We start from the raw sequence: 14,518 nt of genomic DNA on the forward strand, positions 1-14,518 counted from the left end.
TATAATAAACTATATAACAAAGTTTAATTACATAAATATAAATAATATTATGAAGGGCAGGTGTAGTCATGAAAACCATATGTATTTTTAATCAAAAGGGTGGGGTAGGTAAAACAACTACTAATATAAACTTATGTTCTTATTTAGCTATGCAAGGAAAGAAAGTTTTAACCATAGATATTGATCCTCAAGGTAATACTACAAGTGGGTTAGGATTTGATAAGAAAAAAGTCAATTTATCAATATATGATTTACTAACATCAGATGTTTCTATTAGGGACACTATAAAAGAATGTGAGTTAGTAAATAACTTATATTTAGTACCTTCTACAATGGAACTTGCAGGTGCAGAGGTGGAACTCATTAACAAAAGTAACAGGGAAAATACATTGAAAGAAAAGCTTAAAGAAATTGAGGGTGAATTCGATTATATTTTCATAGATTGTCCACCTTCATTGGGAATTTTAACTATAAATGCTCTAACTGCTGCAAATAGTGTACTTACACCTATTCAATGTGAGTTTTATGCATTAGAGGGTGTAGGACAATTAGTAAATACTATACAACTAGTTAAAAAATCTTTAAATAAAAAATTAGAAATAGAGGGTATAATTTTAAGTATGTATGATAACAGAACAAAATTATGCAATGAAGTTGTATTAGAAGTTAAGAAATATTTCAACGATAAGGTTTACAATACAACTATACCTAGAAACATAAGATTAGCTGAAGCACCAAGTTTTGGACTTCCAATTATGTTGTATGATGATAAATGTAAGGGTGCAGAGGCCTATGAGGCATTAGCAAATGAATTTTTACATAGACAAGGAGATGATAAAATTTGAGTAAGAAGTTTGGATTAGGTAAAGGGTTAGGAGCGTTAATACCGGAAGAGGAAATTTTAGAGGAGAATTCTTCAGTTTTTAAAATACCTATGAATTTAATTAAAGCTAACAAAGAGCAGCCAAGGAAAAACTTTGACCCTGAAAAGATATCAGAGCTTGCTGAATCTATAAAAGAGCATGGTGTGATTCAACCCATTATACTGAATAAGGAAGAAGATATATATGTAGTTATAGCAGGCGAGAGAAGATTTAGAGCTGCTAGAAGTATTGGACTTTCTGAGATACCCGCTATTGTTATGAATATAAGTAATAAGGAAGTATTAGAAATATCATTAATAGAAAATATTCAAAGGGAAGACCTAAATCCTATTGAAGAAGCAATAGCATATAAGAAGCTATTGGTAGATTTTAATCTTACTCAGGAAGAAATAAGTAAAAAAGTTTCAAAATCAAGAACGGCAATAGCAAATTGTATGAGATTATTAAATCTAGATGAGAGAGTTCAAGATTACTTAATTGATGAAGTAATTTCTGAAGGTCATGGAAGAGCAATATTAGGTTTAAATGATAAACAACTTCAATATGAAATTGCCCAAATGGTAATAGATGATAGTCTCAATGTAAGGCAAACAGAAAGATTAGTAAAGAGCGTTGGAACAGAAAAAAAGGAAAAGGTACATAAGAATCAGAATGATGTATACTACAAAGATATAATGAACAAGTTAGAAAATTGCTTTGGAACTAAGGTTTTTATAAATTCAAAAAATAAAAATAAAGGTAAAATAGAAATTGAGTATTATTCAGAAGAAGACTTTGAAAGAATCTTAGAGGTTTTAAACATATAACGACATTTCAGAAGGAAGGCATTCGACTTCCTTTAAGTGGAAGTACATGCCATAGCAAAGACAAAACTTGAACGGGAGTATTAATCTCCTTCTGAAGTTGTTAATATTGCAGCATCGTAGATGATGAATAATGTTTCACGTGAAACATAGTAGAGAGGATGTAATTAATAATGCAGAGCATAACTAGCTTTATAAATAGCGCACAAGTATATATAATATTAGCACTTATAATCTTAGTAATCATATTACTTATAACAGTTATAATGAATCATATATCATTAAGTAAATTAGAAACTAAGTACAGAAAATTAATGAGAGGTGCAAATAATAAAAACTTAGAAGAGATGGTTATATCATACTTAGATAAAATTGATGAAGTTAAAGAAGATAATGAAAGTGTGAAAAGAATGTATGAGCAAATACATGAAAAATTGAATTTGTGTGTACAAAAAACTTCAATAATTAGATATAAGGCCTTTGAAGATGTTGGAAGCGATTTAAGTTTTTCAATAGCGTTGCTTGATGGAAAGCATGACGGTTTTATATTAACAAGTATCTATGGTAGAAATGAGAGTACTACTTATGCAAAACCAATAGACAAGGGGATATCCAGGTATGATTTGTCTGAGGAAGAAAAGAAAGTACTAGGACAGACAATAGGGTTAAAAAGATAAAGCTATAGGTAAAAGAGCACTAATAAGTAAAATTAAAATAATAAATAAGGTCAAAACAATAAAATAATATAGTAATGATGTAATAAAAAATCTCTTTTGTGGAAAACTAAAAACAAAGGAGGTTTTTTTATGGTAATATGTGTTTCACAAGAGCTTCAATGTCTGCAAGAGGAATTAGTTAAAAGAGGTTATACAGTTATAAATAACAGGGATAATAATGTTTATTGTGAGGCAATAATATGCAATCTTAAAAATGGTGGACTTGTAAATTTAAACATGCAAAACAATATAAAAAGGGAAGGGACTTTAATTATTGATAGTGGGAGCAAGACTATTGATGAAATAGAATATATATTATGTAACAGAGTTTATAGTTCAATATTTTAAAAATAGATATTTTATATAATATTGAGTTACTTAAATAATAGGTACAAACTATACAATATAACAGTAATAGTACATAAAAATCGGTAGGGTGTGAAATAAATAAAGACAGATATAGAAAAAAGTAAAAAATCCTAAGAAAAGCATAAGGCTAGCTTAGGATTTTTATTTAAGATATTAAATTATGCTTTTGCATCATTGATGCTCAGTTCATTATAAAGGGAATTAAGTTTCTTTCCGCCTACAGTTTTTAATATTGAATGATATAAACCATTTGAGATAGCGTCAGCAAGTACCATTACAGTATATAATCTTGTGTTTTGGAGAACCATAAACTCAAAGGCGCCAGATATGTTAACTACTCCAGTTATGCTTAGGTTACCTACTTTAGGTAAGTCTTTATTCATGGCAGCACCAGGGCTTAGTGGTTTTTCTTCAACTATGACTTTACCTACGTTTTGCAAACTTCCAAGGCAAGCATCAATTGCAATAATATAAGGGTCAGTGTAGGTATAATTAATTTCATCAATTGTTTCACATAAATTTTTAGCATGCACAGGGCATTCAAGGCTACCATAAATATGGACTTTATTTCTAGAGAGAAATTTTAACTTGTTTCCTACTAGTGGTCCTAAACTATCGCCAGTAGACCTGTCTGTTCCAATACATAATATAACAATTGGACGCGAGCATTTAGCTATGGGTAAGATGTATTCACTTATAATATCTCGTAACTTAAAAGTACAATCAAGGGACATTGAATCTAAAATAACTTTATCTACCATAAAAAAACCTCCTATTTGGATTTTATCCATGTAGGAGGTTTTTTATTCTATAAAACTTCAACTTTTTTCAATATGTTGTAAAAAACTAAGAAAAACATACAAAATAACATGCCTAGGATTCCATTAGCTTTAAGTCCTATGAATATAGAAGCAAGAACTGCTACTGGATGAATTCCTAGTGAGGTAGATACAATCTTAGGTTCTATGATTTGTCTTACAATGGTTATAATTATGTAAGATATTAAAAGCCCCAAAGCAGCTACATAATTACCAGATATAAAAAATATTATTATTGAAGGAATGTATATTGCGCCTATTCCTAAGATAGGCAACAAGTCAAAGAGACCACACAATATACTTAGTGTTACAGCATATTTGACTTTAAAAACGGAAAAAACAACTAATGTTTCTAAAAAGGTTATAGTAATTATAATTAGATAAGAAAGAAGATAGTTTTTAAGCATCTTTTTTGATTCATCATATATATAATGTACTCTATGTTCATTCTTTTCGGGAATTAAAGCAAAGATTTTGTTACTTGAAGAAGATAAGTCTTTTGTAAAAAAGTAAGTAGTAAGCAAAGTGAATAACAAAACCATTAAGGTATAAGGTATAACAGATACAAAACCTAAAGTTTGAGAAAATAGCTTTGTAGATATGTCCACACTAAGGTTTATGGTTTTTGTTATATAATTAGTGATATTTGATTCAATATTACTAATTATACTTGGGTCCAAATTTTTGTAATAATCCTGAAGATTGTTAAAAAAGCTAAGTATGTTATCTTTATTAGAAGATACATAGGATTGAGCACTTTTTGCCAGTTGTATTGATTCGGAAGTTATGGTAGTAATTATTATGATTAGTAGCACAACAATTGTAGTGAAGAATACAGTAGTTGTAAATAGTGAAGCTACAGTACTTTTAATTTTAAGTTTCTTCATCAAATAACTGGTTGGTATCTTAAGAAATAAGGCTAAAATAAGTGCAAATACAAAAGGTAACGTATAACCTATAGTTCCAAAGAATACTACAAATATAAAAGTATACAAAACAAAGAAGATAACTAGTTTATCAATTTTCCTTAGAATACTTTCCATTAAAAGATCACACCTTTCTAATAATAGTATTAAGAGAATTAATAGTATAATTAATGTCTTTAATATCGTTAAAAGGTCCAATTCCAAATCTTAGACTACCAGTAGGGTAAGTGCCAATGGTTTTATGAGCTAGTGGAGCACAGTGAAGGCCCGTTCTTGTTGTAATTCCATATTCACTATCTAGAATAAATCCTAATTCAGAGTTGTCGATTTTTGTAGAATTAACAGATAAAGTTGCTGTTCTTTTAGATACATCTGTTAAACCATAAACCTCAATAGAAGGTATATTTAATAATCCATCTATGAGCTGCTTACATAAATATTCTTCATGATCTCGAATTGAGTCTATGCCCTCTAAATTAATATAATTAATAGCTTCTAAGAGTCCTGCAACACCTGGAGCATTCAAGGTACCACTTTCGAATTTATCAGGTAGAAAGTCTGGTTGAATTATACTAGAGGAAAGGCTTCCGGTTCCCCCTTCTATAAATGCACTGCAGGCATTATTTAAAGCATCGTCAATTAAAAATCCACCAATACCTTGTGGACCTAACAGGCTTTTATGGCCTGTAAAAGCCAAGGCATTACAATTTAATTTATAGAAATCTAAAGGCAATACTCCCGCAGTTTGTGCAGCATCTATAATAAAATAAATGCCCTTTTCCTTGCATATTTTTCCTATGGATTCTAAGGGTTGAATACTCCCTATAATATTTGAAGCGTGAGACAGAACTACTAATTTTGTATTGGGTTTAATTGTATTAATAAAATCATCTATATTAATTAAGCCTTCTTTTGAACAAGGGACAATATCTAGTTCTATAATTCCTTTTTCAGCAAGTGAGTTTAGAGGTCTTATAGTAGCATTATGATCCATTGAAGAAGTTATTACATGCCATCCATTTTGCACAGTAGATTTAATAAGGGTATTTAATGAAGTAGTGATATTTGGTGTAAAAATCACATTTTCCACTTTATCAAAGTGAAAAAAGTCCATTAATGCATATCTGCAGTTCAAAACAACCTTGTTTCCTGCAAGAGAGGCGGTTGATGCACCTCTTCCTGGATTTGTGCCTATATTCATCATATAATTCATCATTGAAGTATAAACCTCAGGTGGTTTAGGGAATGTAGTAGCTGCATTGTCTAAATATATTTTCATAGTGACCTCCAATTTTACGCGATAGAATAATAGTATTGGTATATCCAATAGGTATAAAGCTATCTATTAGTATTATCTATAACAAGTTAAATTTTGATTTGATATAATTAAAACTATAAATAGCTTATAATAAGCTTATATAGTTTTTAGTTAAACAATAAAGTAATATTAAATTATAATAATCTTAAATAAAAAACAAGTTATTTATAAAGCTGTTGAAAAGACATGACTTATTCATTTAAGATAAGATAAAAGGCTAAAGAGTATTGTCTTTTAAAACTTCATTTTCAATTTAACACATATTACAATATTATAAGCTAAAGAATAGTAAATGTATATGGAATCTCAATCTTAAAATAGAAAGGGGAGTAGCTGTTATTAAGTTAATACTTAAGCATCGCAGATGATGATTTAATTAACGAAAGGCAGAAATAATATGGATAATATAATAGATTGCAAGGGATTACAATGCCCATTACCAGTAGTTAAGACAAAAAAATATTTTGATTCAATTGAGAGTGGTGAGGGTACAATCATTGTAGATAATTTGGTGGCTAAAAATAACGTAGTGAAACTTGCTAAGGGTAGTGGTAACGAGAGTACGGTAGAGGAAAAAGACGGGCTATATTTTATAAATATAACTAAAAAGCAAAATGCAGTAGTAAAGGATAAAGTAAAAGAGAATAAAAAGTTTACATTAGTTGTTTCTACTGATAAGTTAGGATCTGGAGATGATAAATTAGGAGATATGCTTATGAAAAGCTATATATTTGCATTGTCGGAAGCAGATATAGTACCTGATGATTTGCTTTTCATAAATGGTGGAATTAACCTAACTATAGAGACATCGCCCGTACTTGATAGCTTAGAAAAACTAGTAGAAAGAGGATCAAATATATTAGTTTGTGGAGCCTGTCTTGATTTCTATAACGTAAAGGATAAGCTTTCCATCGGAGAAATAACAAATATGTATACTATTGTAGAACTTATGAATAATGCAGACAAGACTATTAAAATATAAATTATGAAGTAGGGTGAAAAACATTGGATAAATATTATGTAGTAACATTTCAAAATACACATGAGGCTATGAAGGGTGAAAGAGAAGCTATAAAAAAACAAATCAAGGTAGTAGTTATTCCTACGCCTACATATATAACTAAAAGCTGCGGAATTAGCTTGAAAATAGATGAAGAAAATATTCAAAATATAGTTGAGCTTATAAAGTCAGAAACCATTAATGTTAAAGAGGTATTTGTGCGAGATGGAGAAAGTGTAAAAGTCATGACCATATAATTTAGAAATTAACTTAAGGTGGGATGTGCAATGAAGGTATTTAATTTAGGAGATATTGTTGAAATGAAAAAAACTCATCCATGTGGTAGTAAGAATTGGGAGATCGTTAGGATGGGCGCTGACATAAAAATAAAATGCATAGGTTGTGGAAGGCTAGTTATGCTACCACGAATTAAGTTTGATTCTGGAGTAAAGAAGGTTATAAAAGAAAATTTAGTAGAAAAAGAATAATATCTTGATTTTTATAGAAGTAAGTGATATAGTTTATAAGGTAATCCCTGCTGTGCAATGCATAGCCGTTAGTCCGAGGGGAGGAGGTGAAATTAATGAGAAAGTATGAAACTATATTCATATTACATCCATCATTAGACGAAGAAGCTGTTAAAGCTAACGTTGAAAAATTTAAAGGTGTAATAGAAAACAATGGTGGAGTTATTGAAAATATTGATGCATGGGGCAAGAGAAAGTTAGCTTATGAAATATCAAAAGTTGGTGAAGGTCACTATACATTAATCAATTTCAATGCAAGTCCTGAATTACCAAAAGAGTTAGATAGAATATTCAGAATCACTGACACTGTTATAAGACATATCATAATAAATCCAGAGAAATAGGTGGTGCCTTATGAATAAAGTTGTTTTAGTTGGTAGATTAACAAAAGATCCTGAGCTTAAATTTGCTCAAGGAACAGGAACAGCTGTGACCACTTTTACTGTAGCCGTTAATAGAAGATTTAAGCGTGAAGGTCAACCAGAAGCAGACTTTATACCAGTAGTGGTATTTGGAAAGACAGCAGAAGCTACCGCTAACTACATGAGTAAAGGTAAGCTTATAAGCGTTTCTGGAAACATTCAAACTAGAACTTATGACGCTAAAGATGGTACTAAAAGATATGTTACTGAAGTGATTGCTGATGAGGTTGACTTCCTTGAATGGGGAGACAAATCATCAGGAAAGAATAATACTAATCAAGGTGGATATAATGGCGAATCTAATGCTGGATCTAACGATTTTGGCAGCAGTAGCGATATAACACCAATTGATGATGGAGATATTCCATTCTAATATTAGGTAAGGAGGAAAGAATACTATGGCTATGAACGAGCGTAAAAGACCTAGCAGCGGCGGTGCTGCAGCTGGCGGAAATAGAAAAAGAATGAAAAGAAAAGTTTGTGCATTTTGTATGGATAAAGCAACTGCAATTGACTACAAAGACATAAACAAATTAAGAAAGTATGTTACAGAAAGAGGAAAGATTCTTCCTAGAAGAATTTCTGGAAACTGTGCAAAACATCAAAGAATGCTTACTGTATCTATAAAAAGAGCAAGAAACATAGCATTATTACCATTTACTACAGAGTAGTAAACATTTACTACAGAGTAGTAAATGACTGAAAGCAGCACCTTATGGTTGCTGCTTTTATTTTTCTTAAAATAAAAACAAAGAATTTTGTCAATAATCAAAATATAATTACAAAAGTATATATCCTATCATAGAATTTGTAGTATACTAATAGTGTAACCCATAAAATGTAAGCAGTCTAAACATAGGTGCCAAATTACAAAATACAGATAAAATAATAAACTTTAGTTGCATAAATTAGTAAAGATAACTAAAATAGAGTTATATGCATATGCCTACAAGGGAGATGATATTCTATGAAAAAGGATGATTTTAACATAATGTCTAATGTTAAGATAATTGAAAGTTTGAAGGCTGAGCTATTATGCATAATAGCTGATTTCTTCAAGTTATTAAGCAAGGGGAGTAATGTTGCTCAAGACGCTATACTAGATTGTATATCAGGTGCAATAATACTTTTATACATATTAGCTGAAAGACTCGGATATTCTAATGTAGCTGTAGATGAGAGTATGAAGAAAAAGCTGAAGATTGGAATAGTTGAAGAGGATAATATAGAAAAGGATGGAAAGGACTTAAGTAAGCTTTATACACACATAAAGGGAAGATAATTAATGGAGGAAAACATGGAGAATAAAAATTATACTACCAGAGGGATAATAGAAGCAGCTCTTATATCTATTATGATTTCAGTAATAATGATTATAACAGCATACATTCCAATTGTATCATTTTTAATAGGAATAATGATATTGCCAATACCTATAGCAATACTTTATATTAGGCATAACATTAAGATAACAATTACAGCTATATTTTTAAGTATAGTTATAACATCCTTAGTATATAATCCAGTAATGGCCATATATTCAGCCATAACTTATAGTATCATAGGATTTTCGCTTGGATATTGCGTTAGGAAGAACAAAAAGTCTTCAGTAACTTTGGTGTTTTTATCTATCGGATCTGCAATATCAAGTGTACTAACTCTAGCTTTTTCCTTGTTATTCATAGAGAAAGTAAGCTTCATGAATTTCATTTCTAGAAACTTAGAATTCTTTAAACAATCAATGAATGGATCTTTAGAGCAAGTAAAAGCTATTTATTTGCAAGGTGGAATGAATCCAAATCAATTAAAAATCTTAGAAGATAATTTTCAAATGATAAAAAGTATAGATGTTGCATTTGTTTTGGCATTAATACCTACGGCTATTTTTTTTGAAGCATTAATATCTGCTTGGCTCAATTATACAGTATCTAGAGCGATATTAAAGAAGTTAAATTATAAAATGCAGGATTCATTTCCTTTTAGTAGGGTTTATGTTAATAACATAATAGGAGCTGTATTAATAGGTACTGTATGTATAGGTATAATTCTTTCATCAAAGAAGATAATTGGTGGGGATTTTATACTAGATTCATCGCAGCTCCTTGCGCAGTTCATATTTGTGATAAATGGATTAGCAGCAAGTACATATTTTTTGAGGGTAAAAAGAAAGTTGTCTAAAACAGTAGTAATGATTTTTTTGGTTTTAACATTACTCTCGCCTCTAAGTAGCATTTACTTTTCAATAGGGCTCATGGAAATGGCTTTTGACTTTAGAAGGCTTGACCCATATAGGATCAAAAGAAAATGATTGGGGGCTAATTATGGATAATAAGTATAATTACTTTGAATTTAATAATAAAATATATATGGTTGCCATGGCCTTTTTTATAGGTATAATATTTTACTATGGACACTATGAAGTAGGAATGTTAGCATTAGGATTATATATAGTACTATTAGTATACAATACTTATAACTCAAAGATAAAAAAAAGTGAGTGGAAGAAGTTTATTGAAAATTTTTCATCTAAACTGGATATTGCAACTACAAGCACGCTGGTAAAGCTTCCCTTCCCATTAATAATAATAGGGTATACAGGGAATATTTTATGGTATAATCAAAGTGTAATCACTATGTTAGAGGGTGAGGATCTTTTAAATAAAAATATTAGGGATATAATTAAGGAAATAAACCTAAAACAAGTCTTAGAAGGTAAAAAGAATGTATTTTCTAATATTAAAATCAAGGATAATTACTATGAGATTTATACCAATATAGTGGATACAAATGAAAACACAAATGATAAAGATAAGATTATGCTTTTATATTTTTACGATATAACTGAGAAAACAAATCTTATAAAAGGAATTAATGGAAATAGAGAAAGTGTCATGTTAGTAGAGGTTGATAATCTTGATGATGTGATTAAAACTACAGATGAAGATAAGGCACCACTACTTATAGCGGATATTGAACGAACGATAAATAGCTACGCACAGGGATTAAATGCTGTGCTTAAAAAATATACATCAAACAAATATGTTATTGTAGTTCAAGATAAGTATATTGAAAAGGAAATAGAAAAGAAGTTTGATATATTAGATACAATCAGAGAAATAAGTAATGGAAACAAACTTGCTGTTACTTTAAGCGTAGGGGTAGGTAGGGGTGAAGATACACCGTTAAAGAATTATGAATTTGCTACTTCTGCTAAGGAACTTGCATTAGGACGTGGCGGAGACCAAGTAGTAGTAAAAAAAGGTGACAAAATATCTTTCTTTGGAGGAAAAACAAAGGAAGTTGAAAAAAGGACAAAGGTTCGTGCAAGGGTTATAGCTCATGCGTTAATGGATTTGGTAAAAGAAAGTAATACGGTGTTTATTATGGGACACAAAAATGCTGATGCTGATTGTTTAGGAGCTGCAATAGGTCTGTATAGTATTATTAAAAGCACAAACAAGGAATGTTATATTATTCAAGAGGCTGTAAGTAGTGGGACAAAAAGCATAATGGATGTGGTACTTGAAGAAGTGGAATACAAGAACACATTTATAACAGTTGAAAAGTTTAAAAGTGTAAAGAGTGCCAATAGTCTACTTATAATAGTAGATGCTCATAATGAAAGCCATGTGCTAAGCTTAGATATTGTTAAAGAAGTAGAAAAGGTAGTTATAATTGATCATCATAGAAAAGCACAAGATTTTATACAAGGAGCAGTGCTGAGTTATATAGAACCATATGCATCTTCAACCTCTGAATTAGTTACTGAAATGATTCAGTATATGGTAGATAAGCCTAAATTAAAGCACATTGAGGCAGTAAGTCTTTTGGCTGGAATATGTGTGGATACAAAGAATTTCTACTTTAAAACAGGAGTTAGAACTTTTGAAGCTGCAGCCTTTTTAAGAAGACATGGTGCAGATACTTTGGATATTAAAAAGATGTTCTCTGATGATTTAAATATATATTTAAAAAGAGCTGATATTATAAGGTCAGCCAAAGTAAGCAATGAAATTGCTATAGCGGTTTGCCCTGAAAATATAGAAGATACTGTATTAGCTGCCCAAGCAGCGGATGAACTTCTAAATATTACTGGTATCCAAGCATCATTTGTTATTGTTAAAATAGGAGACGAAGTATTTGTTAGTGGAAGGTCTCTTGGAAGAATAAATGTACAATTGATACTGGAGACGCTAGGTGGAGGGGGACACATGACTATGGCTGGTACGAAATTTACTTCACTAAAGCTTGAAGAAGTATTGGTGAAACTAAATAAAGCTATAGATAAATACTTAAGGGAAGGTGAAAAACAATGAAAGTTATATTATTAAAGGATATTAAAGGTGTAGGTAAAAAAGGTGATGTAGTGAATGCTGCTGATGGATATGCAAGAAATTTTTTATTTCCTAGGCAATTAGCTCAGGAAGCTTCAGATAACAATATGCATATATTAAATAAAAAAGCTGAAACAGAAAGAAAAAAGAAAACTGCAGAGATTGAAGAGGCACAAAAATTAGCTAGTGAGCTTAAAGATAAGGTTGTGAAAATTATTGGTAAAGCTGGGGAGAACAGAAAACTCTTTGGTGCAATTACAACAAAAGATATAGCAACAGCGTTAAATAAGCAATATAACTTAGATATTGATAAAAAGAAAATAGTAACAGACACAATAAAATTATTAGGAACTTATGATGTAGAGGTTAAAATATACCCAGAAATTTCTACAAAGATAAAAGTTCTTGTTTGTGAGCAATAATTATATAGAACGAAGGGAGGAAACGCTTTAATAGTAATTGATAGTTTTATTTATTAAAGCGGATCGAGTTTGAAGAGATTATTCGTTAATCAAGATTTAGATCCAGTTACAAATGATATGTTACCAATAGATACACAGGTGGATGTCTTATATGAACTAATGAGGAATGTAATAGATGAGCGTAGCTTTAAAGCTAAAACTGTAAAGTTTAAGCTTCAAAAATACATTAAAAGCGATGATGTGTATAAAAGATTATACGCTTTAAACAAAATAATTAGTAATGGTCAGGGCATAGAGATGGTGCCAACTCCTAAAAACGTGCATGAGGTGATAGATAGTACCAATGACTGGTTGACGGAGGAAGTAGCTAAGAGGTATATACAAAATAAGATTGAAGCTGAAGTAGAGCAAAATCTAATGGAAAAGCAAGATAAGTATATTGATGAAATAAAGCTTGGCATAATTAAGAAACAAAAAGGACCTGAAAATGCTAAGACACTTAAAAAATATGATGAGTTAGAGCTACTTGATAAGAAGAAACTCACTAAGAATATTCAGGCTATGTTAAGACCAGATAGCTTTAATGAAATAGTTGGTCAAGAAAGAGCTATAAAATCTTTATTGGCAAAAATGGCTTCACCATATCCTCAACATATAATTCTTTATGGGCCACCGGGAGTTGGTAAAACTACGGCAGCAAGACTAGCTCTTGAGGAAGCTAAAAAGTTAAGTTACACTATCTATGAAAAGGATGCTAAGTTTGTAGAAGTGGATGGAACAACACTAAGATGGGACCCAAGAGAAATAACAAATCCTCTTCTAGGATCTGTGCATGACCCAATATATCAGGGGAGTAAAAGAGATTTAGCTGAAATTGGAATTCCTGAACCTAAACCTGGTCTTGTTACTGAGGCTCACGGGGGGGTACTATTCATTGATGAAATAGGTGAACTTGACAATATTCTTCAAAATAAATTACTTAAAGTATTAGAAGATAAGAGAGTTGAGTTTTCATCGTCTTATTATGATCCTGAAGATGAGAACACACCTAAATATATAAAATATTTATTTGATAACGGTGCTCCGGCAGACTTTGTTTTAATAGGAGCTACAACAAGAGAACCATCAGAGATAAGCCCTGCATTAAGATCAAGATGTACTGAGGTTTATTTTGAGCCATTAACTGCTAAGGATATTGAAAACATAGTAGTTAACGCTGCAAATAAATTGAAAGTTGAAGTGGCACCTGGAGTTGCAGAAACTATTAGTAGATATACTATTGAAGGAAGAAAAGCTGTAAATATATTAGCGGATGCCTATGGATATGTACTGCATAATAGAGAGTCAATGAAAGATTCTGAGATTAAGATTGAACTTAAGGACTTGTTGGATGTTATATCAATTAGTAGATTAACTCCTTATGAAGAATTAGATAAAGAAGTTAAATTTGAAGTTGGCCACATATATGGACTTGGAGTATCAGGATATATAGGGTCAACGATAGAAATAGAAACATCAGTATTTGAAGCTCATAAAAAAGGTACAGGCCAGGTTAGATTTAATGATACTGCCGGAAGTATGGCTAAGGACTCAGTATTTAATGCTGCCTCTGTAATAAGAAAAATAACAAATAAAGATATTAAAGACTATGATGTACATGTAAATATAGTAGGCGGAGGTAAAATTGATGGACCTTCTGCAGGAGCAGCTATAACTATGTGTATAATTAGTTCACTTTTAGACAAACCTTTAAGACAGGATGTTGCTGTAACAGGGGAGATATCCCTTCGAGGTATTATAAAACCAGTAGGTGGAATATTTGAAAAGGTCTATGGTGCAAGAAGAAAAGGAATTAAGCTTGTTATACTTCCTAAGGAAAATGAAAAGGAAGTACCTATTGATCTTGTAGATATTGAAACAAAAGCAATATCTAATATTGAAGAATTAATGAAATTGGTTTTCGTATAAAACACAATTAA

Annotated in this window: 18 protein-coding genes; 15 read left to right on the top strand and 3 right to left on the bottom strand. The window is 30.8% G+C overall.

Annotated elements, in window-relative coordinates; all coding sequences use genetic code 11:
* Positions 1-68: 68 nt before the first annotated feature.
* From LGK97_RS12750 to LGK97_RS12765, 4 genes are all read left to right on the top strand, one after another.
* Positions 69-845 carry a ParA family protein gene (locus LGK97_RS12750; protein WP_226260158.1) on the top strand — a complete coding sequence of 259 codons (777 nt, stop codon included), beginning with the start codon at positions 69-71 and terminating at the stop codon, positions 843-845.
* Positions 842-1,690: a ParB/RepB/Spo0J family partition protein gene (locus LGK97_RS12755; protein ID WP_226260159.1), complete on the top strand. Its 849-nt coding sequence runs from the start codon at positions 842-844 to the stop codon at positions 1,688-1,690. Before LGK97_RS12750 ends, LGK97_RS12755 begins: the two co-directional genes overlap by 4 nt.
* A gap of 170 nt (positions 1,691-1,860) precedes the next feature.
* Complete coding sequence (locus tag LGK97_RS12760; protein ID WP_226260160.1) at positions 1,861-2,364, top strand: DUF4446 family protein; 504 nt, start codon at positions 1,861-1,863, stop codon at positions 2,362-2,364.
* Between the two features lie 129 nt (positions 2,365-2,493).
* Positions 2,494-2,751, top strand: a complete 258-nt coding sequence (locus LGK97_RS12765; RefSeq protein WP_226260161.1) for a YkuS family protein — start codon at positions 2,494-2,496, stop codon at positions 2,749-2,751.
* Between the two features lie 179 nt (positions 2,752-2,930).
* Here the strand turns inward: LGK97_RS12765 and yyaC are convergent, their stop codons facing one another.
* Genes yyaC through LGK97_RS12780 form a run of 3 tightly spaced genes read right to left on the bottom strand, consistent with a single transcriptional unit; the run spans position 2,931 to position 5,795 of the window.
* Complete coding sequence (gene yyaC, locus LGK97_RS12770) at positions 2,931-3,533, bottom strand: spore protease YyaC (protein WP_226260162.1); 603 nt, start codon at positions 3,531-3,533, stop codon at positions 2,931-2,933.
* Between the two features lie 47 nt (positions 3,534-3,580).
* Positions 3,581-4,633, bottom strand: a complete 1,053-nt coding sequence (gene ytvI, locus LGK97_RS12775) for a sporulation integral membrane protein YtvI (RefSeq protein WP_226260163.1) — start codon at positions 4,631-4,633, stop codon at positions 3,581-3,583.
* Between the two features lie 7 nt (positions 4,634-4,640).
* Complete coding sequence (locus LGK97_RS12780; RefSeq protein WP_226260164.1) at positions 4,641-5,795, bottom strand: aminotransferase class V-fold PLP-dependent enzyme; 1,155 nt, start codon at positions 5,793-5,795, stop codon at positions 4,641-4,643.
* Between the two features lie 436 nt (positions 5,796-6,231).
* Between LGK97_RS12780 and yedF the strand changes: the two genes are divergently transcribed.
* The 11 genes from yedF (at position 6,232) to lonC (ending at position 14,507) form a co-directional block, all read left to right on the top strand.
* Positions 6,232-6,816 carry a sulfurtransferase-like selenium metabolism protein YedF gene (yedF, locus tag LGK97_RS12785; protein ID WP_226260165.1) on the top strand — a complete coding sequence of 195 codons (585 nt, stop codon included), beginning with the start codon at positions 6,232-6,234 and terminating at the stop codon, positions 6,814-6,816.
* Between the two features lie 23 nt (positions 6,817-6,839).
* Positions 6,840-7,091 (top strand): DUF3343 domain-containing protein, encoded by a 252-nt coding sequence (locus LGK97_RS12790; RefSeq protein ID WP_226260166.1) that lies wholly within the window; start codon positions 6,840-6,842, stop codon positions 7,089-7,091.
* A gap of 30 nt (positions 7,092-7,121) precedes the next feature.
* Entirely contained in the window at positions 7,122-7,322 is a 201-nt protein-coding gene (locus tag LGK97_RS12795; protein ID WP_226260167.1) for a DUF951 domain-containing protein, read from the top strand.
* A 95-nt stretch (positions 7,323-7,417) separates the two neighbouring features.
* Positions 7,418-7,705, top strand: coding sequence for a 30S ribosomal protein S6 (rpsF, locus tag LGK97_RS12800; RefSeq protein ID WP_226260168.1), 288 nt, complete (start codon positions 7,418-7,420; stop codon positions 7,703-7,705).
* 10 nt (positions 7,706-7,715) lie between these two features.
* A complete protein-coding gene (locus tag LGK97_RS12805; RefSeq protein WP_226260169.1) occupies positions 7,716-8,156 on the top strand; it encodes a single-stranded DNA-binding protein in 441 nt (146 codons plus the stop codon).
* A 31-nt stretch (positions 8,157-8,187) separates the two neighbouring features.
* A complete protein-coding gene (gene rpsR / locus LGK97_RS12810; RefSeq protein ID WP_226260212.1) occupies positions 8,188-8,454 on the top strand; it encodes a 30S ribosomal protein S18 in 267 nt (88 codons plus the stop codon).
* Positions 8,455-8,750: 296 nt separating this feature from the next.
* On the top strand, positions 8,751-9,065 hold the full coding sequence (locus LGK97_RS12815) for a MazG-like family protein (RefSeq protein ID WP_226260170.1): 315 nt from the start codon (positions 8,751-8,753) through the stop codon (positions 9,063-9,065).
* A gap of 15 nt (positions 9,066-9,080) precedes the next feature.
* Entirely contained in the window at positions 9,081-10,091 is a 1,011-nt protein-coding gene (locus LGK97_RS12820) for a DUF2232 domain-containing protein (protein WP_226260171.1), read from the top strand.
* A 13-nt stretch (positions 10,092-10,104) separates the two neighbouring features.
* On the top strand, positions 10,105-12,099 hold the full coding sequence (locus LGK97_RS12825; protein WP_226260172.1) for a DHH family phosphoesterase: 1,995 nt from the start codon (positions 10,105-10,107) through the stop codon (positions 12,097-12,099).
* Positions 12,096-12,539: a 50S ribosomal protein L9 gene (rplI, locus tag LGK97_RS12830; protein ID WP_226260173.1), complete on the top strand. Its 444-nt coding sequence runs from the start codon at positions 12,096-12,098 to the stop codon at positions 12,537-12,539. Before LGK97_RS12825 ends, rplI begins: the two co-directional genes overlap by 4 nt.
* A 69-nt stretch (positions 12,540-12,608) precedes the next feature.
* The gene (gene lonC / locus LGK97_RS12835) at positions 12,609-14,507 is read left to right on the top strand and encodes a Lon family ATP-dependent protease (protein ID WP_413228436.1); all 1,899 of its coding nucleotides are present in this window, start codon (positions 12,609-12,611) and stop codon (positions 14,505-14,507) included.
* Positions 14,508-14,518 lie beyond the last annotated feature (11 nt).

The sequence above is a fragment of the Clostridium sp. CS001 genome, from assembly GCF_020443565.1.
Classification (GTDB): Bacteria; Bacillota; Clostridia; order Clostridiales; family Clostridiaceae; genus Clostridium_AD.